General features: G+C 53.7%; 21 protein-coding genes and 1 pseudogene. 13 read left to right on the top strand and 9 right to left on the bottom strand.

All coding sequences use genetic code 11. From position 1 onward, the window contains the following. Window positions 1-121: 121 nt before the first annotated feature. On the bottom strand, window positions 122-1510 hold the full coding sequence (locus ACP15U_RS17810; RefSeq protein ID WP_425046507.1) for a hypothetical protein: 1389 nt from the start codon (window positions 1508-1510) through the stop codon (window positions 122-124). A gap of 127 nt (window positions 1511-1637) precedes the next feature. Between ACP15U_RS17810 and ACP15U_RS17805 the strand changes: the two genes are divergently transcribed. The 9 genes from ACP15U_RS17805 (at window position 1638) to ACP15U_RS17765 (ending at window position 11996) form a co-directional block, all read left to right on the top strand. Then, window positions 1638-1865 carry a hypothetical protein gene (locus ACP15U_RS17805; protein WP_425046506.1) on the top strand — a complete coding sequence of 76 codons (228 nt, stop codon included), beginning with the start codon at window positions 1638-1640 and terminating at the stop codon, window positions 1863-1865. A 119-nt stretch (window positions 1866-1984) separates the two neighbouring features. Then, window positions 1985-3682, top strand: a complete 1698-nt coding sequence (locus ACP15U_RS17800; RefSeq protein WP_425046505.1) for a sulfatase-like hydrolase/transferase — start codon at window positions 1985-1987, stop codon at window positions 3680-3682. Between the two features lie 554 nt (window positions 3683-4236). After that, window positions 4237-4662, top strand: coding sequence for a hypothetical protein (locus ACP15U_RS17795; RefSeq protein WP_425046504.1), 426 nt, complete (start codon window positions 4237-4239; stop codon window positions 4660-4662). Then, window positions 4655-5152 carry a hypothetical protein gene (locus ACP15U_RS17790; RefSeq protein ID WP_425046503.1) on the top strand — a complete coding sequence of 166 codons (498 nt, stop codon included), beginning with the start codon at window positions 4655-4657 and terminating at the stop codon, window positions 5150-5152. Before ACP15U_RS17795 ends, ACP15U_RS17790 begins: the two co-directional genes overlap by 8 nt. Window position 5153: 1 nt before the next feature. Then, window positions 5154-6446, top strand: coding sequence for an AAA family ATPase (locus ACP15U_RS17785; protein WP_425046502.1), 1293 nt, complete (start codon window positions 5154-5156; stop codon window positions 6444-6446). A gap of 70 nt (window positions 6447-6516) precedes the next feature. Next, complete coding sequence (locus ACP15U_RS17780) at window positions 6517-6765, top strand: hypothetical protein (RefSeq protein WP_425046501.1); 249 nt, start codon at window positions 6517-6519, stop codon at window positions 6763-6765. A gap of 221 nt (window positions 6766-6986) precedes the next feature. Beyond that, window positions 6987-10349: a DEAD/DEAH box helicase family protein gene (locus tag ACP15U_RS17775; protein ID WP_425046500.1), complete on the top strand. Its 3363-nt coding sequence runs from the start codon at window positions 6987-6989 to the stop codon at window positions 10347-10349. A gap of 147 nt (window positions 10350-10496) precedes the next feature. Beyond that, window positions 10497-11471 carry an alpha/beta fold hydrolase gene (locus ACP15U_RS17770; protein ID WP_425046499.1) on the top strand — a complete coding sequence of 325 codons (975 nt, stop codon included), beginning with the start codon at window positions 10497-10499 and terminating at the stop codon, window positions 11469-11471. Window positions 11472-11579: 108 nt separating this feature from the next. Further along, on the top strand, window positions 11580-11996 hold the full coding sequence (locus ACP15U_RS17765; RefSeq protein ID WP_425046498.1) for a VOC family protein: 417 nt from the start codon (window positions 11580-11582) through the stop codon (window positions 11994-11996). Between the two features lie 216 nt (window positions 11997-12212). Here ACP15U_RS17765 and ACP15U_RS17760 read toward each other — a convergent pair whose 3' ends face one another. From ACP15U_RS17760 to ACP15U_RS17735, 6 genes and pseudogenes are all read right to left on the bottom strand, one after another. Further along, window positions 12213-12713 carry a hypothetical protein gene (locus ACP15U_RS17760; RefSeq protein ID WP_425046497.1) on the bottom strand — a complete coding sequence of 167 codons (501 nt, stop codon included), beginning with the start codon at window positions 12711-12713 and terminating at the stop codon, window positions 12213-12215. A 50-nt stretch (window positions 12714-12763) separates the two neighbouring features. Then, window positions 12764-14029 (bottom strand): hypothetical protein, encoded by a 1266-nt coding sequence (locus ACP15U_RS17755; protein WP_425046597.1) that lies wholly within the window; start codon window positions 14027-14029, stop codon window positions 12764-12766. Window positions 14030-14224: 195 nt separating this feature from the next. Further along, window positions 14225-14578 (bottom strand): annotated as a pseudogene (locus tag ACP15U_RS17750) (TniQ family protein); the annotation flags it as partial. Next, entirely contained in the window at window positions 14575-15564 is a 990-nt protein-coding gene (locus ACP15U_RS17745; protein WP_425046496.1) for a TniB family NTP-binding protein, read from the bottom strand. The gene ACP15U_RS17745 and the pseudogene ACP15U_RS17750, both read right to left, overlap by 4 nt. Next, complete coding sequence (locus tag ACP15U_RS17740) at window positions 15564-17519, bottom strand: Mu transposase C-terminal domain-containing protein (RefSeq protein ID WP_425046495.1); 1956 nt, start codon at window positions 17517-17519, stop codon at window positions 15564-15566. The genes ACP15U_RS17745 and ACP15U_RS17740 overlap by 1 nt, the downstream gene beginning before the upstream one ends. Continuing rightward, window positions 17516-18223 (bottom strand): hypothetical protein, encoded by a 708-nt coding sequence (locus tag ACP15U_RS17735; protein WP_425046494.1) that lies wholly within the window; start codon window positions 18221-18223, stop codon window positions 17516-17518. Before ACP15U_RS17735 ends, ACP15U_RS17740 begins: the two co-directional genes overlap by 4 nt. Before the next feature lie 73 nt (window positions 18224-18296). On the opposite strand from ACP15U_RS17735, the gene ACP15U_RS17730 reads away from it, so the two are divergent. Continuing rightward, window positions 18297-19124 (top strand): hypothetical protein, encoded by an 828-nt coding sequence (locus tag ACP15U_RS17730; RefSeq protein WP_425046493.1) that lies wholly within the window; start codon window positions 18297-18299, stop codon window positions 19122-19124. Window positions 19125-19414: 290 nt separating this feature from the next. On the opposite strand, the gene ACP15U_RS17725 is transcribed toward ACP15U_RS17730, so the two are convergent. Then, window positions 19415-20488, bottom strand: a complete 1074-nt coding sequence (locus ACP15U_RS17725) for a porin (protein ID WP_425046492.1) — start codon at window positions 20486-20488, stop codon at window positions 19415-19417. A gap of 74 nt (window positions 20489-20562) precedes the next feature. After that, complete coding sequence (locus tag ACP15U_RS17720; RefSeq protein ID WP_425046491.1) at window positions 20563-21588, bottom strand: helix-turn-helix domain-containing protein; 1026 nt, start codon at window positions 21586-21588, stop codon at window positions 20563-20565. 149 nt (window positions 21589-21737) lie between these two features. On the opposite strand from ACP15U_RS17720, the gene ACP15U_RS17715 reads away from it, so the two are divergent. The 3 genes from ACP15U_RS17715 (at window position 21738) to ACP15U_RS17705 (ending at window position 25122) form a co-directional block, all read left to right on the top strand. Then, window positions 21738-23117, top strand: a complete 1380-nt coding sequence (locus ACP15U_RS17715; RefSeq protein ID WP_425046490.1) for an amidohydrolase family protein — start codon at window positions 21738-21740, stop codon at window positions 23115-23117. 64 nt (window positions 23118-23181) lie between these two features. Then, a complete protein-coding gene (locus ACP15U_RS17710) occupies window positions 23182-23919 on the top strand; it encodes a DUF3299 domain-containing protein (protein ID WP_425046489.1) in 738 nt (245 codons plus the stop codon). Window positions 23920-24054: 135 nt separating this feature from the next. Beyond that, window positions 24055-25122 carry a carbohydrate porin gene (locus ACP15U_RS17705; protein ID WP_425046488.1) on the top strand — a complete coding sequence of 356 codons (1068 nt, stop codon included), beginning with the start codon at window positions 24055-24057 and terminating at the stop codon, window positions 25120-25122. Window positions 25123-25494: the final 372 nt, after the last annotated feature.

The following is a 25494-nucleotide window of genomic DNA, read 5'->3' as shown; positions in this document are numbered from 1 at the left end:
TTTGACCTATACGTATTCAACGATCAGAATCCGGCGGCACTGCACTATTCTCATGTCCGCATTGGGCTGCGAGCAGCCCAAGATTGCTCGCCATTACTTGCCGTAATTTACCGGTGTCGCTTCACGGTTTTCTTGCCCAGCCTGCCTCTGTCAGTTTGTCAGCTATCTCGGCCACTTGATCGGGGCTCTTGTACAGGCGCCTCAAGGTGACTTCCGGATCAAAGTCCGGCCAGTTTTCTGCGAGCTCCAGTACATACCGTTTGGCATCTTTCGTATTGCCAAGCGCTTGGTGAGAGGCTGCGAGATAGGCGAGAGTAGGAGCGGAAAATGGATCACCGGAAGCTGTGGCGGCGTTCAAGGAGACGATAGCCTCCTGGTAATTCCCAAGATGAAAATTTGCCGCCCCGTTTATGCTGAGGTTTGCAAACCTGCCAAGGCCGGAGGTTCTCAACCGTTCCATGTCGGATGCCGAGCGGGAGGCCTCGAATTCACCAACAAAGAGCATAAGGATGGCATAGAAATCCAAAACGTTCCCATCTGCCGGAGCAAGGTTCAAGGCTATGTCAGCATGTTCCTTGGCCTGTTCGATATCGCCTTCCACATACAACACCCAAGAAAGTGCTGATTGGGTCCAGGAGTTCGTCGGCGAGAGCTCTTCTGCGCGATCAACGCTTTGGCGTGCTTCCTCGATCAGCTCCGTTCTTTTTGGCCCGTCGGGAAGGAAAATGGCCATCGCAGCAAGACATTGTGCAGATCCAGCATGTCCCCCGAAATACCCAGCATCCTTGCGGATCGCCTGTTGGAACATTGCCAGAGACAGCTCCAGCTGTTGTCGTTCGAACATTGGAAAAATGAGATTCCGTGCGTGATCCGACAAGGTGACGGCTTGCAGGCTCGACGGAGACTTGGCCAGTCTGGCCAGTCGTTCTGCTTCCAGTTTCGGGTCACCGGAATGTTCCAGTTGCAGAGGTTGTTCAACTGTCGACCTGCCGAACGGGTGAATCAAAGCACCCAAGCCGAAGCCCACTAACAGAGCGGCCAAGGTCAGAACAACAAGGGTCTTTCTACCGCTCCGAGCGGGCGGCGGAGAATCGCCCGCCTGGTGGCGAGCTTCTGTCTCGACGTCTTCGGTTCGCCGAATTTCATACCGCGGAACATATCCGCCGGTGTCGACGTGAATGAACAAGGGATCATTTTGCCCGGGTCCAGCATAATACTCGGCCAATCGGCGTCTCAGGCGTCCTGCGTCGACTCGAACGATATTGTGATTGTCAGTGTCCTGATCGGGTGAGCGACCATAGACTTCTTCGGCAATTGTCTTCGCGAAGATCTTCCTGGATGGATCGGAAAGGTTCTGGTTCACCACATAGTCAAGCAGGTCTCCGAGTCGACTGGCCCCTTTGAACATCTCGCTCGATCTGACCCTTTGCAACTCGCCCAGGATGTCGGCTTCGGTCGACAAATCAGCGGCTGAGCAGTCTGGTTCGGAATTGTTCGAGGTGTCATTCATTCGGTCAGGTTAGTCACAAGCTCCCAAAATCAAAAGTGTTTCACCCCTTTCACACCGTGTGAAACTGGCGCAGCTGATCGCAAGCGCACACTGTTGGCCGGAACTCTGACGGAATTGCGGAAGGCAAATGGGTGCAATCGAAGAAAGCTTCGCAGAATTGGCGGGCGAGATCCAAGAACGGCGCAGTTGCGACTGTGCACTGGACGAAATCTGCAAGGATTTCGAGCTGCTGATGAAAGATCTCCACGCGCTTCCTGCGATTAGGGACAACGGAGCACGCCGACTTCAATCAGATCTTCGCGACAGCCTTGAAGGGTTGAAAGAGGAGATACTGAAGAAGCTTCAGGAGACCTGACGGGCACCGAGCCAGTCCGCGCGAAAGCACCCGGTTTGCCGCTGGAACAAACGGCAATTGTTCAACCTTTTCGACACAGAAAATCGAATTTGGCGAAACGACAATGGAGCAAAGAAAACATGGCCCACACAAGAAAACACTATCTACAGATACTCTGTAGCCTGGCGACCCTGGCCCTGCCATCGGTCGCCCTGGCACAAGAGGCTCCGATTGTCCGCGACGCTGAATATCGAATTCTGGAGCGTCAGCACGGGGAACGCTGGGCGGTTGAGGATAAGGACATTGACGCCAAGTTGGCTGAATTTCGCGAACGGAATGGCGGCAACCCCCCCAATATTCTCTACATCCTGCTGGACGACATTGGCTTTGGCGAAGTTGGTATGCCCGACCTGGATGTGATCCGCGGCTACGGAACCCCCAATATTTCGAACTTTGCCGAGCAGGGCATGTCCATGATGAGGATGTATTCGGAGCCGTCTTGCACGCCGACGCGGGTTGCCATGCTGACCGGTCGTCACCCTGTCCGAACCGGCTTTGACGAGGCTAAGGCTGTGCCCGAAGGCGAGGGCCTGGCAGATCGCGAGGTGACACTGGCCGAAGTTCTGAGCGAAAACGGCTATGCCACCGCCCATATCGGTAAGTGGCACATGGGCGATATCGAACAGAGCTATGCAATCAATCAGGGTTTCGATTACGCCGAGCACCCGATTCACCAGCAGGCTCAGCTTGCCTTAATGAACTCGACCGCCCTGAACGAAGGGCATGTTGATGGTGTTGATCTGCGGCTTCGCACCACCGACCTGATGCTGGATGACACGTTCCGCATCGACCCATATGCAATGGTCTACGGAACCGCTGGTGAAAAAGGTGGGGCGATCAGGGAAGTCCACATGGAGCCGGGGCAGAAGTTCTCCCAGGACGACTACGTTGCAATGGGGCAGCGCTACAAGCAGAGTACCCTGGGCCAGTTGGAAAAGCTTGCTGCGGGCGACAAACCATTCTTTCTGCAATACTGGCCGCTGTTCCCGATCAGCTTCACCAGGACGGATATCGAGCAGGCGAAAACGCTGAACGGCGGGCCTATCCCCGAAGCTATCGTCAAGGTCGATGGCTACATCGGTGAAATCCTGAACCGGGTCGAGGAACTGGGGATCGCGGACAACACGGTCATCGTGATCATGGGTGACAACGGCCCGTTCATGGAATTCGTTGACAAAAGCGGCCAGTCCGACCGGATTTATCGCGGTGGCAAGACCGAGCACCTGGAAGGTGGCGTCCGCGTGAATGCCTATGTCCGCTGGCCGGGGATGATCGAGGAAGGGACACGGGTCAAAGATATCACCCATGTCTCAGACCTGTTCAGCACCTTTGCGCGGCTGGGCGACGGTGAGGCAAGCATCCCACGCGACCGGATCATCGACGGTGTCGATCAAACAGCGCTTTGGCTTCTTGGCGAAACGCATGGACGCCGGGATTATGTTTTCGTCTACGAAGGGTTCGTGCTGAGATCGCTGGTCAAGCAGCAATACAAGATGCATTTGCCACCGCCCGGCGGAAATCCGATCCTCGCTGCGATGTATGACCTCTACAAGAATCCGCGTGAGGATCGACCGCAGGATTCCATTCGCATTGGAGTTGGGTTTGGCGCCAATTTCAGCCTGATGGCTCAACGCCATCTTGCCATGAAAGAATTCTACCCCGACCAACCACCGGGACATGGACCGCTCTATGGCGGGATCGAAAATTTGCGGCCTGAAACTCAGAAACTCGTTGAAGACATACTGTTTGCTCAGAGTCTGACTAAGAAGCCCAACTGATAGATAAGAGCGTCCTCCGGGCCGGATAAGTTGCGGCCCGGAATTCTAGGTCTTCCCCACGGCAATGAGCCTTTGCATGCTAAGTCCGCTTTTCCGCAAAGTTGTGGGTAACCAACAAAGGTCCGCATTGGGCTGCGAGCGGTCCTTTGTTCCGGTCAAGCAAATGTTCGTTTCGGCTTGATAGCTACCACCCGGCGAGACGAATCGTTTTGGCCTCCCAACTGCGAAGCCAGACGAAATCTGCATCTGAAATCCGGTTGAGTGACTGAAATTCACACACCTCAAGCGGGAAGGTTCCCGGAACTACGCGGTGAATTTGCGGATTCTGAAATCTCCATCTTGACGGACAGGTCTGACTTCCCGCAGCCTTGGGGCATGACCTACGCACGCATCCATTGCCAACGAATATCGACCTGAGGTCGATAGCCCACACGGAAACCTGTGGGAGGCAGCATTGGTGCGCAAGTGAGGGTTAACCTCCCGTTATCACTTTAGATTCATATGCTTGAGTCGGATTGTTTCGGATGCCTCCCATCGTCATTTGGAGGCAAAGCATGCCACATGAACCCGAATTCAGCGGCGATCCCAAACGCCCACTCAGAGCACTTCCCAACAGCGACCTGGTTGCAGAACTCAAATCCAGGATTGTGAATCGCGAACTCAAAGAGGCGCTGCTCTTTGATCTTAACACCGGCCGAGTTTACTCCGATCTCGAATTGGAGAGCAGGCGCTTTTTGGGTCCGGACGCCGTGATGAAGATCGTCTTCCCGATGGCTGATTTTGATGCGGATAGCCGAGCTCATCAACGCGTTACTGACCTCCTGTTTGACTTGCCCGACAGTGATTTCAGCGCCTTGCGGTCGGTTGTGCTGGCTGAGACTGAAGAAGGTCTTCGCCGAATGATCGTCAAGTTGGAGAGCCTGGGATTCAGCAACGTACGGGAAAGGCTCAAAGCCGAAGTGGTGTCCTCCGATGGCTGAGGATTTCGACTATGAGGACGTCCGCGGCTCCGTGGAGAACCATCTCGGCAAAGAAAATGTCGGCTGGGTTCGGGTCGTCTCAGAGTGTTTTGAGAACATCAAAACCCATTGTGACACGGAGGGGAAAAGCTATCCGTCAGTTGGCCAGATCAAGCAGAAATACGGGACTCTGAGGATCTACCTGGATGGGGTGCGAGAGGAGCCGTTCATCCAGTCGATCCTGATGGATGCCATTCAGGAAGCCGACCGTTCCTGCGAGCGCTGCGGGAATGCCTCGACGCTTCAGTGCGTCGGTTACTGGTTTGCCACCCTATGTTGCTGGCATGCCCATGAGGCGGCCGCCGAGCGGATGAAGAACTTCCCGAGAATTGGGCTGAATACCCGTGTCCGAAGTGAAGGTCTCCAGTGCCGCAGCTGCGGTTACCACGGGCAGATCGCCTGGGGCGTGTCCGGTCACAGATGCCCCGCCTGCGTCTCGAAGGGCTGGTGACATGGGGAGCGATACAGACTGGATCGACGGCGAGATCTTTGCCCTGGCCGGGCTCGATCACAACAACGCGGACATCGTCAGGCTGACCCTGAATGCTGTGAGAGACCGCGGCCATTGGGAGATCATCAAAAGCATGGTTCTCGAAACGGCCAAAATCGAAGACCTCAGGGAGGTCTTGTGTAATCGGGTCGAAGAGTCAGCACGCTACAGCGATGACCCGGAAGAGTGGCGAGAAGTTGAATTTGATCGGCTGGCAGAGATCGATCCGTTTGCAGCCATCAGCGGCGGCAAAGCAATGGATCAGATGGCCACCAGGGAAATTTGGCTGAATGTCATGGCCCTCATCGCGAAGGCTCATGCTAAGGCAACTACTCAGAACGCCTCTGCCGGAGGCAGGAAAAAGTCCAGAGTTGCCCGCTACCTCGTCGACAAGGAGGACTTCGAGTATTTGCCCAAGACCCTTCAACGGGACATGCCGGCCCATATCAAGGCGCTCACCGAATGGAGTGACAGGTTTGCCCGATTGGCCTCTCTTGCCGATCTGGAGAGGATTCGAAACATGTCCAGCCGGTTCCCGCATTGCGAGCGGGTCATCGAAGGGATTGCCCAGGGCATCGAACGCGATTGGGGCATGGGATCGAACATCATTCACATCCAGCCCACATTGCTTGTTGGCGCACCCGGGGTTGGCAAGACTGCGTTTGCCCGAAAGATCTGCACGTCCCTGGGGCTTCATGCGCAGATCGCCAATGTTGGTGGCAAATCCGAAAACCACCTGTTTGGCCTGTCGGCGGGATGGCACAGCGCACATCCTGGGATCATGACGGAAGCCGTGGCCTCGGCCCGGGTTCTGAACCCGGTGATCATCCTGGACGAGATCGACAAAACCCATTCAGGACGCAACGGGGACATCACCGGAGAGCTTCTGGGCATGCTGGAGCCGATGGAAGCCAGACGATACCGCGAGAAGTACCTGGCGACTGATGTCGATGCCTCTCATGTGTCCTGGCTTCTGACAGCGAATGATCTTGGAAACGTTCCGGCTCCGTTGCGCAGCCGCTGTACGATTTATGAGATCCCGGCGCCCACCCTGGATCAGCTACCCAAGATCATCGAAAGCCTGGTGGATGAATACGCCTCAGAGCACGGGCTCAGGCGAGAATTCTTCAAGCTTGATCTCGGTGATGTCGAGGCCCTCACCGAAACCTACAAAACCCACAGGTCTGTGCGGATCCTGAATCGGCTGGTCCGCGGCCTTCTGCACCTCAAATCGAGAGACCTATCCCGAAACTGACGGAGCGTGCGCCCGGCGGCTCGGAGCCTGCCCGGTGATTATCGAGACCAAACAAATGAAAGGACCAAGGATGCTGACAGTTGTTGTCTATGTGAACGAAACCCCGGTCGCCAAGGCGCTGGCCGGAAACATGTCAGATCTCGCTGACGTCAGTGACTACAAGGTCAGGGTGGTTGAGCATGGAGCGCCGGACCTGGATGTCGCGGCCAGCGATTTCACCGGATGGATCAGGAACCACCCACGTCGAACCAGCGTCTGGCATTTGGTTCGCAAGATTGCGGAGGTGGCAACAAGCGAGCGGAGGGACACGGATGGTTGAGCAACTACTTAGCGAAGATCTTTCCCTGGCACCCAGCCGAAGCAAACTCAGAAAAGCGAGCCCGATGGCCAGATTCAGGAGCAAAGTGGAACGGACAATGATGTTCTCCCACGACAGAGCTTGCATCCGATTGTTTTCGGGCAAATTTTCTGCATCATCGGGTTTCCCAGAACCGGTTGCTCGCATGGGCAATTGCCTCAAATGTCAGATTAGGCCAATCCATGTTTAGGCTTCCGCCTTGGCTTCGGGCCAAGCCAGACAAGATTTTGAAACCAGCTGATACTTCGCTGCTCATCAGGGATGCGGACACGGTCGCGAAGGTTGGGACCAATATTCATCACCCTGTCGTTGATCTCTATCGCCCGCATATCGTTTCAGGCGACTGTCTGATCGTCACGGGATACCAGGACTTTCTGTCGTCCCTGTCGATTTTGATGAATGAGCTGCCTGATCTGAGAAACCCGGAGAACGAAAGCGACGACCGCATCCGGATCGCTTTCGGGATCGATACGCAAAACGCAAAGCGCATTGGTCGGGCAAAGCCTGTCTCCGAAGAAATGACGCTCTACTGGCTCGAGAAATCCGGGCTTGAAGTGGAAGAAGAGCACGATTTGTTGGCGGTGCTGGCCAAGAGCGCCATCCAACGAGGCAACATCGATCTTCGCGTGTTCGACCCTGAACTTGCCGGGGAAACTCTCGGCACTCGAAGTGATCGAAAAATGCACTCGAAAATCGTCTGCTCACCGGTCGGCGCCGTTGCGGGTTCGGCAAACTTCTCCCGATCAGGTTTGTATAAAAACATCGAATACGCTGATGGGCTGGATGCCGGGTCTCACGCCCTTCAGCCCGTAAGGCAGCGGGCAGCCGAGCAGATTTGGGAGTGTTCTGTCGATTGGAACGCAGAAGCCCTGGAAATCCTCGACAAGCTAATCAAACCGGTTTCAGCCGAAGATGCAGTCGCGCGGATGATTTGCGAGCAAAAGGGGTTTCAGCCCTGGCTCACCGGTGACCGAAAAGACATCACATCCCATACGCTCTATGCCTACCAGCAAGATCTGACCTATGAGGCTTGTTCGATTGTCTATGACCACGGCCTCGCCTTCGTCGAAGCGCCGACGGGTTCCGGCAAAACTGAAATTGGCTGCCACCTTGCAGAAGCGCTTTCCGAAACGTTTTCCCGGGTCATTCCCAAGTCTCCGGTTCATGGGGTGGCACGTAAGAATGCGGCCGTGATTGCCCCTCCGAAGGTCATTCCAAGCTGGAAAAAATACTCGACGAATTCCCTGGTGCCAGTCGCCAACAGCATGCTTGCAAAGCAGCATTTGCGAGGTGCGGGAGACGATAGAAAATCCGGCCTCAGGCTCGACCAGTATGGCGTCCTGATCATCGACGAAAGCCACACCGTTACGCCGGGATTTGAGCAAGCGTCTCAAATGGCTGCGGCCATCGAACTTGCTCCGCCCGGCTGGAATGTCTGCCTTTCAGCGACACTCCTCGGCAACAGGGATGTAGACTGGCTTGCGCATATGCAGGAAAAGCGGGCGTCGATCTATACGACGCCAGCCTTCATCCAGGAAATGGGAGGTCTATTCGAAAGAGAAATGGGCGCTCTTCCTTGCGAGGATGGGCAGAGAGACAGCACTACCGGGTTCTCTGAAACTGGATCCGCGCTTTCGAGACAGGCCCGCATAGAGCTTTCAAAGCTCCTTTCGCCCTTTCTGACAAGAAGGCAAAGGCGTTGCATTGGTGAAAGCAAGGATCGAACGAAGCACAGCTATCCCAAGCTCGCCAATCACGGCCGTGCCAAGAAGTTGAAAACAACGAAGACGGAACAGGCTCATTTGGACGAGATCGTCTCGCTCTGCCAGGATCTCGCACCCGGGGCCAGGGTTACGGCCGTCGAAAAATCCCGCTTCGGGCAGGCGAACACGCAACAAAGTACGCAGGACCAGCTCTACATCCGCAATCTGCTGAACATCCTTCGTGTCAGTTCCGCCCAGGCACACTGGGAAATGGCTCACGGGGCGATTGGGAAGTGGCTTCGGGATTTCGAGCGTAAAACTGGCACATGCAAGCAAGACGACGGTCACCGCCAAGCTGACATGTTTTCAATTCTTGGAATTGACGCCGAGCCGGCATCACCAAAATGCGATGCTCTTCAGAAGAAACTTAGCCTTCGCCCTCTGCGAGAACTTGACAAAAAGCGCTACAAAACTTGTCTGAAGATCCAGGAACGCAAGGAGCGAGTGGTCTTTCTTGCCGAGCGGGTCGACACCTTGGAAATCTATGCAGAGGCGCTGTCTCAAAGAGGTCACCACACAAACTTCGTCGTGGGCGTACCTGCGAAAGACAAGGAGAGGGCTGTAGAGACAGTCTTTGACGATGGGCCAACGCGTTTTGTCCGCATCAAGGATGGCAAGTCAGTCGAATCCTACTTCCGCCCCGGCGGGAGCAAATCCCCCACTGGCCCTTCTTCTGTGTTTCTCACCTATAAAATGGCGGAGGGCATTAACCTGCAATCTGCCGACACATTGGTCTTGCTGGGTGCCACTTCAAACCTGAAGGAGTTGATCCAGGGGCTCGGTCGGATTGATCGGATCGACAGCGAGTTCGGCACCGTAAACTATCACCTCGTCGACATTCCAGTGGGCCAGTTCGCCTCGGATGAAAAGATTGCGCAGCGCATTGGCAATTACCGAACTTTGGCCGGCGAAGACCTGATCGATGCTGTGTTGGAGGAAGACCCTGAGAATGCAGAAGTGATCCTCGAGAGCACCATAGAGTATCTGAGATCTCAAAGAAGCCTGCGGAGCGGAAACTTCCACGACGTTCTAAACCGTACAAAGCTCTCAGTTGCATCTGATCGTATCAGGCTCGTCGAAAAGGCCGACATTCGCGGCACCTGGGGTGCCGAACTTGCTCTTCTTTCATCCAGCGAACGGTTCACAGCACTCCATCTGAAAGGCGTGGATAAGCCGGGCAGCTTCTTTCCGCCACGCCTCGTCTTGCTTCGAGGCACGAACGATGGGTTGGCCTTGGACCGGGACCAGGTGTCTTGTGCGACGTCGATTGAAGCAGCTTTTGAGCAAACCAGGCGCCTGGGCGCGGAAAAATCACGCATGTCGCTAGCTGATCTGACTGAGGCGCTCGAAGCTATTTCGGGCCAGGTCGGCGCTCTGACAGAGTGGGATCTTCGTCCGGCTCGTGTGGAAAGCCTGATGATGGCGTGTGCCCAGTTTATGAGCCGCGGCAGCGGACAGGACCTTGATGACCACGATATGTTTGGTCACCTCTCGCTCCAGTCGGTTGAGATGGTCTGCGAAGCCTGGAGCCGTCTTCTCGATCCATTCTGGGAGCAGGCAAAACACGAAGTACGCGCGAGTTTTGCCTATGAAGGCCTTCCCAAGGGCTACATCGCACTGGAGGCCATTCTGGAAAAGCTTGCGAACGACAAGAACAGTTCTTCTATGATCTTTGACAAGATGAGTGAGGTCATCAGCTCGGCCGAGCAGCTGTCCCGAAACCATGTTCCCGAGATCGGAGGTCGGGTTTCAGTGGTGTTCTTCTCCAAGGGGTCAGGTTAGCTCTGGTTTTGATTTGGAAACCCACAAGCACCGAGAATGGAACCCTGAACGAAATGCTCAATTTGCAGCGTTGATTGCCTCTGGCTGATTTGGGACGAAACCTTAATGTCCTCTGATGTTACAGAGGCACGCACGAGTGAAGCCCATATGACCGTCAATTCAGACTATCGCCCCCCGATTTGGCTGCGTTCGGGAATGCTGCAAACGGCCTTGGCAAGCAATAGCATGCGCAAGAAGCGGGGCGAGGAGTTCGAAAGCAATACGACCAAACTGGTCCTGAATGCAGGTCCGGGTCTGCGGACAAGTTGCTATCTAAATGAACGGCCTGATGCGGCAGGAATGATCATCCTCTTTCATGGATGGCTTGGTACACCACAATCCTCATACGTGGTTTCAGCGGCAAAAGCGCTTCATGATGCCGGCTTCTCAGTCGCTCGCTTGACCCTGCCGGAACACGGCGAGGCAGCCTTGATGAATGCCGCCGTGATAGATCTGTCTAGACATGATTTTATTCGCGAAGCTGTTTGGGACATCGCATCGCGAAGCCCCGAGACGCCACTTGGCCTGATGGGCTTTTCCCTTGGCGGTAATTTTGCTCTGAGGTTGGCTCGGGATTTGAAGGCACACCCGATCCCACAGTTGCGCCATGTCCTGGCCGTCAGCCCGGTGATCGAACCTTCCGACACCTGCGATATGATCGATGCGTTTGGGATTTTCAGGCGGTATTTTCTGAAGAAGTTCGCTGACCTGTCCCGCGAGAAGCAGGCCGAATTCCCGGAAATGCAGGGTGTGCAGGAAGTGCTGGCAAAGAAGTCGATCCGGTCCCTGACGGAGTTCTCGGTTCGACAGTGGACTGAATACCCTTCCATAGAAGCCTACTTTAACGCTTACCGTATTCATCCAGACGACTTTGCGGGCTGCCCGACCAGCTTAACGCTACTGACTGCCCTTGATGATCCCATCGTTCGGTCGATTCACGCCCAAAGGCTGTCAGAGAGCGCAGCGCTGGAGCCAATCTTCACCCGGCACGGAGGTCACAATGGTTTCTTTTCGCGGTTTCCAAGCCAAGCCTTCAGCGATGACGTTGCGGTGAAGAAGTTCCGACAGTCTGTTCTTGGGTAACAACTGTGCAATCGATGGAACAGAGGGTCGCAAAGGATCACCATCAGACAGCGACCAGGTTTTGGCATCCACACCCGGTACTTCAGTTAAGGAAGGGTAATCTTAAAAATGAAACTTGAGTTCCATCACATCAACTATGTCTCTGATGACGTGGACAGGCTCCACCAATTCTACACCAAAGTGCTTGGGCTAGATGACATTCCGATCCAATCCTTTCCCAGGCCAGAGGCATCGGTGGACGACGGTTATTCTGGCAAGATCCGGTTTGCCACCGAAGGCAAGATGCAGATGCATCTCGCCGAGAGGGACTTTGGTGTTGCTTTCAAAAATGGCGAGGTCATCAATCCAGTGGAACGCGGACATATTGCCTTCAGAACAGATGATATCGATGCCTTCAAGGCAATCCTCGATGCGGAAGGCATCCCCTATTCCGACTATGGGACCGCCTTTGCCAAGGAATGGCACCAGGTGTTTTTCCACGATCCCGAAGGCAATGTTATCGAAGTGCACCAGGAGGTGTCGTAGGCTCGCGCTTTGTCAGATTGCTGCCAAGAAGGCAAAAGCCGAGAGAACCAGAAGGCAGGAGTTTTTCGACGCTATCGCAGAAGGCTTTGAACGCTTGCTTCGTACCCTAAAGAACCATTTCGATGTATCGAACGAAACTGCCGGAGAAAAGACGGGGCTCGCCAGATGTCTTTTGCGAACCTCCGCTCGTTACAGGTATCTTCTCTTAGTAGACCGTCAATGGCTTCTTTGGGCAGCGTTGTAGCGGTTGGTCCAGACAATGAAATCGTGTCGAAGATCAGAGAATTTCCGGCCAGTTGCCTGTGCTTTGGCGGTGTCGCAGAAGTTTCTGTAGAACAATCGTGCGAACTTTTCACACGGATTTCGTGCTTCCGGGCCTGTCATCTCAGAGCGAATTTGAACCAATTCGTCATCGAAGAGTGCGAGGGCATAGTCGGAATTGCTGTATGGCTTGCTGAAATCGGTTTGAACCACGCCAAGCCTGATGTTTCGGGTGCGGTAATCCGGCAGCACGACGTGGCTTAGAAACCACGAGCTGCTTTTCTTCTTACTGGCCTTCTGCAAAACAGCTCGAACCTCACCTGTCCATGCCGACGCAAAGACATGCATGTGTACACTGCTCTTGATACCAGGCACGTCAAAGGAGAATTGGTCCTGAAAGCCCAGATAGCGTTTGTCGATGCTAACCGGTGCAGGGAGATTTATTGCGACGTTCATTTGGTCTTCCTTTTCTTGTCTTTGACCGCTCGATTTCTAGTATAGTTGGTTCAGTCTGAGGCGGCGCAGGATGCCAGTACTGACTGCCGCGACACCAGATCTGCAAACCTGATTAGATGGCCTCGGCTCGTTCCATCTTTGCGCTCGGCGCCGTAGGTGTTGATCCCAAGCCTTGCGAATTCTGAAAGTAGCTTCCTGGACGTTGTTCCCTTGTGTTTTGCGAGCGTAGCAACGGGAACAAAACGGCTCTGGAAAGTTGCCAGCTGCGCCGGACTGACGAGGAAACTGACCCCAGTTCCATGCGGCACCGTGCGAGATTCCAACAGCCCTTCCTTGCACCAGTGCGTCACTGATTGAGCTTTCCACCCCGTCAGTTTCGCAACATCGTTGGCCGTCCAGTCCAATGAGTGCCGTTCTGATCTCAAAACGTGCTCGACGTCGGATTTCAAGAACCTGAACTCGGCAAGTTTCGCATCAGGGGAAGCCGCAGAAGCCTGGACTGTTCCCTCACAGATGAGTTCCATTAGCTTCTTCATCGCAGCCTTATCTGTCGTACGGCGCAGCGTAAGGTCTGAAAAGGCAACGGTGTCGCCCCCTGCATCAGTTGCCGCGACTCGAATGTGTGCGACAAGTTCGATTAGGGAGGTGGAAAAGAATCTTCCATCTGCAAGTACCGGCCGCTCGGACTCTGGAACTTCGAAGATCACACCACATTCCCTGAGGAGGTCAAATTGCTTGCGACCAACTCCGAGAAACTCCCTGGCTTGCATTCCGCTCCAAAAAGCTCGGCGTTCTGATGCTATGACTGCCACTTCAAATTTTGGGATTACCACATGCTGGTGCCCGAAGCCGCTTTTGTTGATTTTGCCGGCGATTTCCCCTTTCTGAACAGCTTCGACCAGGCGCTGTGGGCTAACTCCCAGGCGTTCGGCGACTGTCTTTGCTGGCAACCAGTCTCTCGTTTCACTGGAAACCAGGCGTCCCGGGTGCGAACCTTTGAACTCCCTTTCAACTACACGCCCCACAGCCTCTTTGAACGGAGCATAAGCTGGATCTCGAAACTGCATGAGCCGATGATACCAATTGCCCAAACGATCTGGCGCACTCGCTGCGTTAGGATTGCCTGCTCTTAGTTGTTGTTCAACATGGGATTCAAAGCCCTTTGGCCAATCAGTGATCAGAGTAGCCAACGGTTCCAAAACCTGAATTGTATCTTCAACCGTCCTCGGACGTTTTGTTTTTCCGGCTTTTCCTGTGCGGTTTTCTCCAAACCCCGACGCCAAAAAGTGAACGAACTTGCCAATATTCTCCAACAAGTGTGGAGATGTCTCGACTGTTGCGACGAGGGGTCCAACGCCAGAGACTGCTTCTGCAACAGCACACTCGTGTTCGGGGGCTTGAATGCGTGGAAGCCGATCCAGCGTAAACCCACATGAGCAAAGACAGTACCCCCCTGTGTTCGGGGTGAGCCGTTCTCTGCAATTGGGGCAATCATCGACAAGCCTCAAACGATGATCATGGCAAGCGCTGACCAAGGCGTGGCGCCAATAAGCTTGGTATGGCTTCTTCTCTGCCAGGCACTGCGGGCACACAGGGTCAGAGTGAAGTCGCTCGAAATGCCAATCCCGGCAGGCTTCCTTTGGTGGAGAGCGTGGAGCAAGTGGCTCAAGTGAACCGCGAGGTAGTCTCAGTTCACATTCGATCTCCGAAAGGGCGTCAATTAGAGTACGCCCGTACTTTGTGCCTAATTCTCCGAGGAAGTCGGCCGTAACGTAGTGAGCTTTCGCACGCCCTACACGCCTCAGGTAACCTAACAGGCTTTCAGAAATCGTCGGTGCTAGAGGGTTCGGGCAATGCGTGTTCATGCAGCCTCAAGCGCCTCCAGATCAGCGAGAGATTCGGGGGTTACCTCCAGCCCGGCGTCTTGCATTACTCGAATGTAGGCGCGAACAAGATCAATCTTCTGAGGAACCTCAGTTTCGAACAAGTGGCGAGCATTCAGGCTCTTTTGCGTCAGCGTCAGTGCGCCGTCAGAGATATCCTTGAATGTCAGGGTTTGGGATTTCATCTTCAGAACAGCGACCTGAAGAACTCGCACCATCATTCCTATGCGACCGCCGGTAACGCCGTACAATCTAACGACCATGTCTTCGAAGCCGAAGTCCAAATGAGCTCCAGCGGCTTGCAGGTTACACAAAGCCTCAGAAAGTGCCGTCGCAAAGCCAGTGGCATCGGAACCGCTGGACCACGAATAGGGGTTAAGTTCAATTGTGGACAGTGTTCGGTCCCGCAATTGTTCATTCTCATCAATGAGGCTTTGGAACTTGGGTAAGCCAGCGAGTATCAGCGTGATCCCAGTTTGATCAATCAGCCACTTGAAGTGATCGGTAGCTCCACGTTTGGAAAGGTGGGCTCCTCGTTCTGCGCAGTGACTGCATTCGTCCAACGCTATGACCCGAATACCTTTGTCGCGAACGGCAAAACACAAGCGTGCCTGTAAGTCGTGTGCGCTCTGACTGGGGCCAGCCTTTACCCCCACAGCTTCCAGCATTGCGGTAATCAGAGTTTTGCTGTTTGGCTTGGTTGGAATGCTTCCAATGACGAAGTCGCTAGCGCCTTCCAATCCGGAAAGCGCCAACAGATCATTGCTCAGTTCGGGCGGTTGGCCGAGCTTTGCCTGAGTGTCCCGCAACAGCTGCGATTTACCGCAACGCGTAGGTCCGGAAAGAAAGATGGCTGATCCTTGGATTGAACGAGCGATGGACACGGCTTCAGTGAGCCGGTTTGATGCCTCTTCGTAACTCGGATGGTGGATTGTTTGTTCAAGCGCCACAAGCAACGCGTCGGTCATTAGCTTTCGCCTCCTTTGTTTACGAAGCTGGGCATATTTTGGGGCATTTCGAATTTGGGTATCTCATTCGAAATCGGCAGTTCGGTGACCCCGGTCCTTTCCATCGCTTTGCGAGACTGGGCCAGGATATCATGGCGGCGTTGTTGCTTCGCAGCCTTCTCTTTGGACCTTGCGGTCGTTGTTTTGGCTTTGCTCTGTTCCTCGTAGAGGTGCAGCGCCATCGCGGCAATCAAGGCCTTTTCCTTGAGCTCTTCATCTTCGGGAGTACGCGTCTTCTTTCGAAGTCTGGCCAACTCATCAAAGGATAGCGCCGGGCACTCTTCATATTTTGCCGGCACAAAGAAGTGCTCGCCGGACAGGTAGTCCAATACCGCGATTTCTCGGATGTCATTTGGGTCGATGCGGATATCAACTTCAGTCGGCACTCCGACACGTTTCAAGTAACTTGCCAACTCCGGACTGTGATAGGTTACGCCGCGATAAGGAATACCATACCTTTGAGCCGAACGCGTTGCCGCTTGCACCATGAACATTTCACGGAGTTGATGAGGCGTCGGTGGCAATGGCAGAAAACACTCCAACGAAGTCCTTTTCCAGGACTGCATCGGACACTCGATGGTCCGAAGCACGTTTTGCACCCTACGTCGAGGCATCCGAGCGTATACGTCGTATCGCCACCTCTGAAGTAGTGTTTCGACTTGCTGAAGCGTCAAACATGCTTCCAGCTTGGCTTTTTCCGTTCTATCTCTTGGCCCAATTACGGAAGTCTGTGAGGCACCAGGATACTGCGTCACAAAACGGCTAAGCTCCAGAAAAAACCTTTCGATGAAGGGCTTCTTGTCTGGGCGACCCGGGATCATTTTGCGCCATTCCAGGCTTGAGCAGTCGATAACAGATTGCAAAACATCACCACTGTTTTCAGATCCCTGATCGGTAATCAAAAGCTGAGGCGTCCCGAATGTTTGAAAGTCGTTTTCGATACCATGCATCAAGAAGAACTCTGGGCTCTTGGGTTCCAGAATTTCTTTCACAGTCCGCGACACGAAGGCTGCGTCTGGGCGACTCCAGCTGAGCTGCATCCCAAGAATAATGCCGGTCGCGCAGTCTATTGCCACACAGACGTAGGGCCGACCAATCGGGTTCCCGTCATCATCAACGCACCACAGATCGAGTACAGTGCAGTCGAGCTCAACTCTTTCGAGCGGGGTTGAGATCCTCTGATACTCCAGGGCCATGAGGTAGCGTTTATCCGCCTCTTCATCCCCGGCGCGCCTTCTAAGCAGTCCTGCGTGTGGGAGGGCATACACGATTGCTTCAACGCATTTCCGTCCATACGGACCGGGTGTTTTTTCCTCGACTTTGCATTGTCTGAGATAAATCCTCTCAGCCTGCCGTGAAATCCAGGCGATGGATTTCAAGTCATTCTCGATGAAGTGTTTTTCCAATAGATCCAAGACGACCTCTCGGAACTCAAAGTCATACCTTGCTGTGCGGTTTCCAGACTTGAAGCTCTTGGACCGCAATCCATCCTTACCTTTCTCAAGATATTCTTTGCGCCATGCCTGCATGGTCCTGACTGACGGGAACGGTTTTTTTCGTGCCGTTAGCAGTGGATGAGCCTCAAGCTCTTCCATGATTTTCTTTCTTCGCTTTGGCAACGAGTACCCTTGCTGCTTAAGTTCGTTAGACCTTCGAAGAACCAATTCTCGGAATCGCGTTTCGCTGTTTTCTTCCGGAGTGCCCAACCTTCTGGAGGATGCCGATGGACCAGACGGGTGCGCTACGGCACCCAGTGCGAAGAGCTCCCGAAACTCATCACTTGTGATCTCCCTTTGGGTCCCATCCTCATCCCTGAGTACAACGCGGTTGTGACGGTGATCGGTCTCATCGATCACATAGGGCTCACTTTCGACAATTATTTGCCATCCGACGTAAGACTGTTCAGCGTCAATCATAGAGGGAATACCTCCAGATAAGACGTGTCGCCTCGCGACACTCGACCAATAGACTTGGGGCGGAGCATCCCGGCCCTGAAGTCAACGGCGACGTAGCCTGACACGATTGAACTGAGCAAATCTTCCTGCCTGCATCCAAGACTGGCTAATAACCACTCCAGTCTGAACGATTGTTCACCCACTGAGGATAGAGCGTCCAAAAACCCATCTGATAGCGATGTTCTCAAGTAGGGATGAAGTGATCTGATGTTGTGCACCAAGTCTCTGGTGAGAAACTGATCAGTGATGATCAATAGCTCCAGGCCAAGGGCTTTGAAAATGCCAGGCAGCAAAAGAGTACGATCATTGCGCTGGAGAAGCCTGGAGTGGCGAACTTCAACATACAGCTTTCGACCGCCAAAACAGTGAACTTCAAAGTCCGGCGTATAGGGCTTTGGCCTGTATCCCGTTCCTTTGAATTTGTTGATCAACTCGGCTTTTGTCGCGTACGAGCGTCCCGACTTGAGGTCAAATGTGCAAGGTTGAGGTCGGATGGCCTTGACCTTTGGGTGAAGGTCACAGCCAAACGCAAAGCTTGCCTCAAGCCCGCTTTCAGTCTGGATCACTCCTTGCGCTTTCCTTGGCGACAAGAAGTGGGACTTTTTCTTTTGCCCTTTTTGCCAAGCTTGGCGTGCTGGGTTTTCTGCTCTACTGTCATTCTTCATAGGGTTATCCCTACAATGATGACATTGCCAAATGCAATTAGATATTGCAGTGTTACAAAAATGGTGAAAACCGATGCTAAATAGCAACGGCCTCGAAGACGTGGCAAAAAAAGAGAGTTGGGTGGATTTTGGTGAAGCCCTGGAAGAAGCAGTCGACAACCCAATAAAATATGGCTTTCGCACACCTTCAGAAGTTCTAAACCGGGTTGCCGTGCTAAGAGGGAAACGACCTCACACTCTGAGAAACCCGCTGGAAGCATATAAATGGCTAAAAAAGAGACACCCAAATGTAGAAAAAGAGAGACCAGCGTGGTTGGGCATGACGTTGGTACTCTTTTTGATGAAAATAGAAGAACTGGATCAAGTCACAGCGGAAAAACTCGCTCCGCAGGTGTTCGGGGGGCAGATGAGGCAGGTCCAGCTAAAGGCTGAATTCGACCGACTCCGACAAGAACGTGTTGACCAACACGCAAATGCAGATCTTTCAAAGCTGTCTTCACCACAACGAGCGCAAATATTCGACCAAACCGTTTTCAAATTTCTCATGCAGCACGGCCCCAAGGTGTTTGGGACCGAGAACATGCAGCTAAAGGACGGGCGAAGCTTAGGCTCTCTCTATCCTGATTATGTCGTCGAAATTGACGGCAAACCCAAAGTGGCCGTTGAGATCAATGCCTACCGGCAAAGAGTAGAGCGACAGTTCACAGTCAACACACTTGGTTATCTGTGGTTGCTACGGAAGCTAGTACCTGAAGCGCTATTAATCGTCCCGCAGGGATCTGGATACGAGTTAAATCAACTAGCTAAGCTTCGAGATGAGATAGGGTTGGACGGGATCCGCTTCGCAACGCTTCCAGAAACAGGAGCCCCGCGCTTTGAAGACCTGGTAATGCAAGAATAACGAGAAGCTCAATTCCCCCAAAAAGTGGCAGTGTAATTCTTCTATCGACCTCAATTTAAAACCGACACCTACGACGGTCATACACGAGAAAGAAACACGGAAGTGCCTGCGCTTAGGACCCTCACTTCGTTCAAAGCAGACCTTTTAGCGAAGTTTTCCTAGCGGCGGTCCTCAGCCCTTTGCAGACATTGCCGCTATTGCCAATCGAACTAATGCGGACCTTGGCCCGCTTGCGAAACCCTGGTCGATGCCGGGCTCTTCAAGCCTTACCGGCCAAAGAAGGCAACCGGCTAGAAGGCATATTTGATCGCCAGTTGAACGCGATCCGAACTGAATTTGGTTCCGTTCCCTTGGGTGCGCCGACCTGAGTAGTATTCAGCCATTAGAGTGGTATTTCGGTAGACTTCAAAGAAGGCTGACAGGTGAACAGATGACAGACTATCCGTATCAGTTCCGCTGGATTGTTCCAGGTTCAGCCAATCTCCTGTCACGGCCAATTTGAGCTTATCATTGACCTGTTGCGAAACGGTCAAAGCGGCCGAATTGACACCGACCGCCTCGCCCCCAATGATAAGAGCATTACCAGTCAAGCCTGCGTTCACAATGTCGGCAATGCCTTTCCCGGTCGTGAAGTTAGCCTTGAGCTTGCCGCCCTGCCAGAGACCAAAAACAGCGGACAGGTTCACACCCCAACCGTTAACGTTCGACCCAGGAACCACTGTGTCGCGATAAAGTCCGGCCATGCGGACCATACCGCTCTCGAGCCCATACCGCAGAGCCATGGTATAGGTAAGCTCGTTTTTGTTGGTCTTGTCTTCTTCTACCGACCCGGAAAGAGAAATGTTATCCCAACCCGAATAGGTATACCGTACCTGCGGGACTCGTGAGAACGGATAGGCGAGCGACCCTTGAAAATCAACGGTGTCAGCCAAGTTCTCGACCGACATGAAGTTGGTCCAGTTTTGGCCAACTATGACCCCATACCAATCGATATACGCATGTCGCAAACGCAGGCTGTCATCTTTCCCAAAGAAGTCACCCTCAAATCGGGCGAACAGGTCGTTCGGCCCCCGTACGTCAAAACCGATCCGTGTTTCGTTCAGTTGCTGCCGGTCAAAACTGCCAACCGGGCCACCAGCGGGTAAGCCGATATTCTTTATCCCACTGGTCGTCTTGCCAAGATCATGACCGTCATCCCATATGAAATCGGCTTTCACGTAACCGTGGAAAGTCACCGATACGTCGTTGCCCAGATCGAGCGTCAGCGGGGATCTTTCCTCCTGCGCCTGTGCAGTGTTCTGTGGCGAAGCGATTGATATTATCCCAATGGCTGATGCCGACAGAAACTTACAAAAATATTCCATTGTCACTCTACTCTCACGGTTGGGGCTCATATTGCGTGTGCGGTTTTTGTGTCATTTAGGAAACGCCACTTCTATCAATCAGAATTTTTTCCCAACGTCAGCGATTTCCGGTATTTGCGCGGCGTGACACCCTCGCGGGATTTGAAGAACCTGGTGAAGTTTGCGGCATTGGCGAACCCCAATTTTCTACCAATCTCAGCTATGTCATTGTCTGTCCCGGATAGCGCCGACTTGGCCGTCTCCAGGCGATGCGCCAGCATGACCTGGTTGAATGTCGTTCCTACCTTTTTCAGCGCCGCGTCCAGATCGCATGTCGAGAGACCCAAACGCGAGGCGACTGTTGGCTTCATATCGCCTTTGTCCATCGCGAAAATATCTGACGCGACATTTTTGACGGCCAAGGCAATTGAGGGTGTTTCCAGTTCCAGCGCCTGTTCTGGGCGCGGTATTCTGACCGGACTCAAACGGGAGTGCAGCCAGGTTGTGGGGAAAATGAGCTTAACCGTCCCCGGCTCAGCACGCGAGACAGCTATCCCTTTGTAGTTAGGGGGTATAGCCTCTGGAGTAGCCGTTTCGTAGCGTATTTCCGTTGGTGACCAATCAAGGGAATTCATTTGGCCAAAGAGCCGCAGGTAAGTCGCCAAGCCAAACCCGTCCACTTGACCACATGAGTTGCCGCCGGTTGATATACGGTCTGCTCGGTATGTCGTCGACTGAGCGGTTACCTCCAGTGAGTGGGTCACTGCGGAACTGAGTTTTTTTGTGGATTCTATCAGTTGTATAAGAAACCCGGCCAAAGCTTGCGAATTGCGGATCGCATCTGCCCAGTGCGGCCAGGTCATGACGTCGTATTCCTCACCCACCGAAACGCCGAGATAGGGGTCCTTCGCCGCAGCGGCCAGGTTGATGGTCAGACCATAGACAACCTCGGCATGCACCAGGCGATCCGGATCGCCTACCTCCTTCTCATTTAATCCCATGCTCGCAAATGCAGATCTTGTGTCCACACCCCGCGATCTGACGTGGGAAAGGAAGGGTTCAACCGTCATCAATCTGACAAGTGGCTCAGAGTTCAACCTATTCGAATCAGCTAGCTTCATTTCACGCCTCATGAAGACATCATATTCGGTTTTGATAGCCGTAAATTGTCATTCTTTAAGTTATCTTGTTTTGACAGGTCAGCTTAGGACAATTTCGCCCCAGGACGACGTGGTACGCTGTTCTGAATGGACCCTGTTTGGAGAGAGAGATGCTGAAAAAGATCCTTTCAACTGCTGCTGTTGCCTTAATGGCGACAACAGCGCTTGGCCAAGATGAAGATGTGAGTCAGATCCTGTTCACAAATGTGCATATATTTGATGGAGTTAACGAAGCACGGATCGAGAACGCCTCGGTGCTCGTCGAGGGCAACATGATCAAGACCGTCTCGACCGAGGCCATTGATGCTCCGGGCGCGACTGTGATTGACGGAGACGGTCGTACACTAACGCCAGGTTTCATTGAGAACCACGCTCACTTGATGCTCATGGGGCCATCGATTTCCGCGATGGAAACAAACTCAACCTGGGAGGATTTCGCAATCCACGGCACCCGGATGGCCGAGATGTATCTGATGCAGGGCTTCACAACCGTGCGTGACGCCGGCGGCGCCAATGGCGGGCTCCGGCGTGCGATTGATGCAGGGCAGATCGTCGGTCCTCGGTTTTATCCTTCGGGCGCATTCCTCGGGACACGCGGCGGCCATGCCGATTTTGCATCCTTCACTTCTCCGCCGGGTGGCGTTACCAACTTCGGCAATCTGAACATGGCGCAACAGACCAGCGGGGTAGATGACATCTACTTGTATGGCCGCAACAACCTGCGCATGGGAGCAACGCAGCTGAAGTTCATGCAGTCTGGCGGGGTGATTTCGGCCTTCGACCCTTGGCAGTTGCTCGCTGGCTCCAAGGAAGAGATCGAGGCCGCTGTTCAGGTTGCCAACGAATATGGCACCTATGTCATGGCACATTCCTATCGTAAGGAAGCGATCATCAATGCCTTGAATGCCGGGGTGAAATCCATCGAACACGGATTTCACTTCGATTGTGAAATATCCGCTTTGATGAAAGAAAAGGGCGCGTACATCACAACCAACATCACGGCGTTCGATCCAGGCCTGCTGGATGTTCCGTCCGTGAAAAACAATCCCAACAGTCTGAGGAAGGCCAAATCAGCTTCGGCGACCTTTGAAGCCTACATTCCCAGTATGAAGGAATGCCCGGCACCGCGTGGTTTCCAAACCGATTGCGTGGGTTCTGTCGAAGCCTGCAACATTCAGATCGCCTACGAGAAGCATCTGAACAACCATTTCTTCGGTCCTTATGCGTCGATGGTTACTCTGACATCGGTAGGTGGCGAAATTGCAGCGCTTAGCGGTGATTTCACGAACCCTTATCCTGACGCCAAACTCGGTGTGATCGAGGAAGGTGCCTATGCCGATATCCTGCTGATCGACGGCAATCCTCTCGAGGACTTTTCGGTTGTCGGAACCGGTGATCAGTGGTTCGGAGCCGACCCGCGCCCCGATAGCCCGGAGACGATCCGGATCATTATGAAAGATGGCGTGATCTATAAGAACACGCTGAACTAAGAGCGCTCAAGAAAGTGCATCCGCAGAAATTGCGGGTGCGCCTTTTCAATCAAGGGAATGGGTCATGAAAAAGCTGATCTATGCGCTGGCAACCATGTGGATGGGGACAATGGCGTTTGGTGAACCAGCTAAGGTCGAATGGGTTCACCTGATCGACCAGGAAGCGCAGAATTTCGAAGACCCGTACAAGTCTCTCACGAACGGGCAAATTGGCGACCTAGTGACCCTTGTTCGACTGCGCGAACGCCTAAACGATGTCGAGTTGCCCAACGACGAAAAATCGAAGCTGGACGTACGCGTTAACGAGCTGGAGAGTTCACTTTTGCCTGTCCTCACCGACATCGACTGGTACATTTCTCAGCGCTGGGTTGTGGCAGAACGCAGGGAAAAAGCTGCCTGGGCTGGCAATCAAGAATTCGATGGCAAGCAGGTAACTCTGACAGGGTTTGCAATTCCTGCTCCACAAGACACGGACGGCTTTCCAACAGCTTACCTCGTTCCCGAACGAGGAATGTGCAGTCACATGCCTCCTCCACCCCCTAACCAGATGGTGCATGTGCGTCTGCCCAAGAAGTGGAAACCATCTACAATCTACGAACCAATGCAATTGAGCGGGACCCTGTCAATTGCTCCTTCCGAACAGCAGATCATAGTCGTGGACGGCCCGGTTCCCATGCGCGCGACGTTTGCTATGGAGGTTGACCATATCCAACCCTACTCCCCCTCCCAGCCAACAGGCAAGTTGAGCTGGGTTGAAGAGTTGCGGGCTAAGCTGGGCGCCAACCCGGTTGCGACCGAGTAGGTTGGCCTGATGTTCGGAAAGCTGGTTCCTTTCGCAGCGGCGGCTGCGTTTTCCCTTGGTCCTGTTTGCGCGTATGCGCAACAAGGATTGTCTGGCCCATCCTCAGTCGAAGCGGATCTGGCGCCCGGCGATGGATTGACTGATCCGCAAATGCGCAGCGACTTCCCACGCAATGTCGCGCCCAGATGGTTCGCATGGAAGGACGGCCTTGCCGAAAACGGCTTCAGGTTCAACCTGGACTATTTTTCGCTTGGGCAATGGTCGAATTCAAATCTTGGAGAAGGCCAGGCCGGAGGCGGTATCGCCAGGCTTTATGGAAGTTGGCAGGCAACAGAACTTGGATCGCTGACCTTCAAGATTGAAAATCGGCATGCCTATGGAGCCGTTGCTCCGCAGTTCTTCGGGCTGGACGGCGGGGCTCTGTCGATCACCGGCACCGCCTTCAATGACAACGGCACCATGCTGACGAACCTGTTTTGGACCCAACGGGCACATAGTGGTTCGTGGACATTTCAGGTGGGGCAAATCGACGTCACAGACTTTCTGGATGTCTATGGTCTGGTTAGCCCCTACACCGGTTTTCAGAATTTGGCCTTCAACACCAACCCCACGATCAATGCTCCAAATCAAGGCCTGGGAATCGCCGGTGGCGCTAAGCTAGGCCAGAATTTTTATGCCGTTGCGAGTGTGGCCGATGCGAATGCTGATCCAACATCGCCGAACTTTGATGTTTTCAGCCATGGCAACCTCTTCAAAAGTCTCGAGTTTGGCTACACAAGCGGGTTTGACCGGCTCTACTTTGACAACATTCACCTGACTTTTTGGCACGCAGATGCCGCCGATGACGGCAGTCGTGCCGAAGACTATGGGGCGACGTTTTCCGCCGCCTGGTTTATCGACAATGAGTGGATGCCTTTTGTCAGGGCGGGGAAATCCAAAGGTACTGCGGCTCTCTACGAAAGCTCGGTGTCAGTGGGCCTAGGCTACTACGGACGAAGCACTGATCTGGCGGGGATTGGCCTTAACTGGGCGGAAGCAAATGGCATTCCCGGTAGTCAGCGCACCCTGGAGGCCTTCTATCGCTTTTCGATTTCCCAGGGCCTCCAGATCACCCCTTCGATCCAATTCATCGACAATCCGCTTTTGAACCCTGGTCAAAGCAGCATCACATTACTGGGCCTAAGGGCGCGAGTTGTTTTCTAGATTGTCAGACTATTTGGCGTTGGGTCGGTCCTACTGAGGGTGCAATTCAACCATACTACCTCGAACGGCCGGTTCTGGGTGAATCCAATGTTTTGCAAAGACCGCTATCTGCGCTTTGCCGCCGTTGGCAGAAAACGCAGCGAAGGTCCGCTGACCGCCCAAGGTGCCTGATTGTCTGGTCTCCTGAGGGGCTGAGCAGAAGTGGAGAGCAAGCTCCTACATTTGGACATCAGAGGCTATTCCGTGCTCCTACAGAACTGTTCTTGATTGCCGTAATCAAATGCGGAATGAGAGCACGTTCGTCGAATTTCCAAGGCTGCGTATCGTCTGTTCAATGCCGGTTAGCGGTGAAGTTACTTTAGACTGCGCAAA

This window comes from Primorskyibacter sp. S87 (assembly GCF_049801055.1).
In the GTDB taxonomy this organism is placed as follows: Bacteria; Pseudomonadota; Alphaproteobacteria; order Rhodobacterales; family Rhodobacteraceae; genus JBNAGF01.
Note: the sequence above shows the minus strand (reverse complement) of the source record. Positions and strands in the feature narration are given on the sequence as shown.

Bases quoted from the DNA above. Each gene is read 5' to 3' on its own strand.
- ACP15U_RS17730 (WP_425046493.1), top strand. From the start codon at position 18,297: ATGCTAAATAGCAACGGCCTCGAAGACGTGGCAAAAAAAGAGAGTTGG.
- ACP15U_RS17780 (WP_425046501.1), top strand. From the start codon at position 6,517: ATGCTGACAGTTGTTGTCTATGTGAACGAAACCCCGGTCGCCAAGGCG.
- ACP15U_RS17810 (WP_425046507.1), bottom strand. From the start codon at position 1,510: ATGAATGACACCTCGAACAATTCCGAACCAGACTGCTCAGCCGCTGAT.
- ACP15U_RS17715 (WP_425046490.1), top strand. From the start codon at position 21,738: ATGCTGAAAAAGATCCTTTCAACTGCTGCTGTTGCCTTAATGGCGACA.
- ACP15U_RS17790 (WP_425046503.1), top strand. From the start codon at position 4,655: ATGGCTGAGGATTTCGACTATGAGGACGTCCGCGGCTCCGTGGAGAAC.
- ACP15U_RS17775 (WP_425046500.1), top strand. From the start codon at position 6,987: ATGTTTAGGCTTCCGCCTTGGCTTCGGGCCAAGCCAGACAAGATTTTG.
- ACP15U_RS17710 (WP_425046489.1), top strand. From the start codon at position 23,182: ATGAAAAAGCTGATCTATGCGCTGGCAACCATGTGGATGGGGACAATG.
- ACP15U_RS17795 (WP_425046504.1), top strand. From the start codon at position 4,237: ATGCCACATGAACCCGAATTCAGCGGCGATCCCAAACGCCCACTCAGA.
- ACP15U_RS17745 (WP_425046496.1), bottom strand. From the start codon at position 15,564: ATGACCGACGCGTTGCTTGTGGCGCTTGAACAAACAATCCACCATCCG.
- ACP15U_RS17765 (WP_425046498.1), top strand. From the start codon at position 11,580: ATGAAACTTGAGTTCCATCACATCAACTATGTCTCTGATGACGTGGAC.
- ACP15U_RS17805 (WP_425046506.1), top strand. From the start codon at position 1,638: ATGGGTGCAATCGAAGAAAGCTTCGCAGAATTGGCGGGCGAGATCCAA.
- ACP15U_RS17735 (WP_425046494.1), bottom strand. From the start codon at position 18,223: ATGAAGAATGACAGTAGAGCAGAAAACCCAGCACGCCAAGCTTGGCAA.
- ACP15U_RS17740 (WP_425046495.1), bottom strand. From the start codon at position 17,519: ATGATTGACGCTGAACAGTCTTACGTCGGATGGCAAATAATTGTCGAA.
- ACP15U_RS17785 (WP_425046502.1), top strand. From the start codon at position 5,154: ATGGGGAGCGATACAGACTGGATCGACGGCGAGATCTTTGCCCTGGCC.
- ACP15U_RS17770 (WP_425046499.1), top strand. From the start codon at position 10,497: ATGACCGTCAATTCAGACTATCGCCCCCCGATTTGGCTGCGTTCGGGA.
- ACP15U_RS17760 (WP_425046497.1), bottom strand. From the start codon at position 12,713: ATGAACGTCGCAATAAATCTCCCTGCACCGGTTAGCATCGACAAACGC.
- ACP15U_RS17725 (WP_425046492.1), bottom strand. From the start codon at position 20,488: ATGGAATATTTTTGTAAGTTTCTGTCGGCATCAGCCATTGGGATAATA.
- ACP15U_RS17800 (WP_425046505.1), top strand. From the start codon at position 1,985: ATGGCCCACACAAGAAAACACTATCTACAGATACTCTGTAGCCTGGCG.
- ACP15U_RS17720 (WP_425046491.1), bottom strand. From the start codon at position 21,588: ATGAAGCTAGCTGATTCGAATAGGTTGAACTCTGAGCCACTTGTCAGA.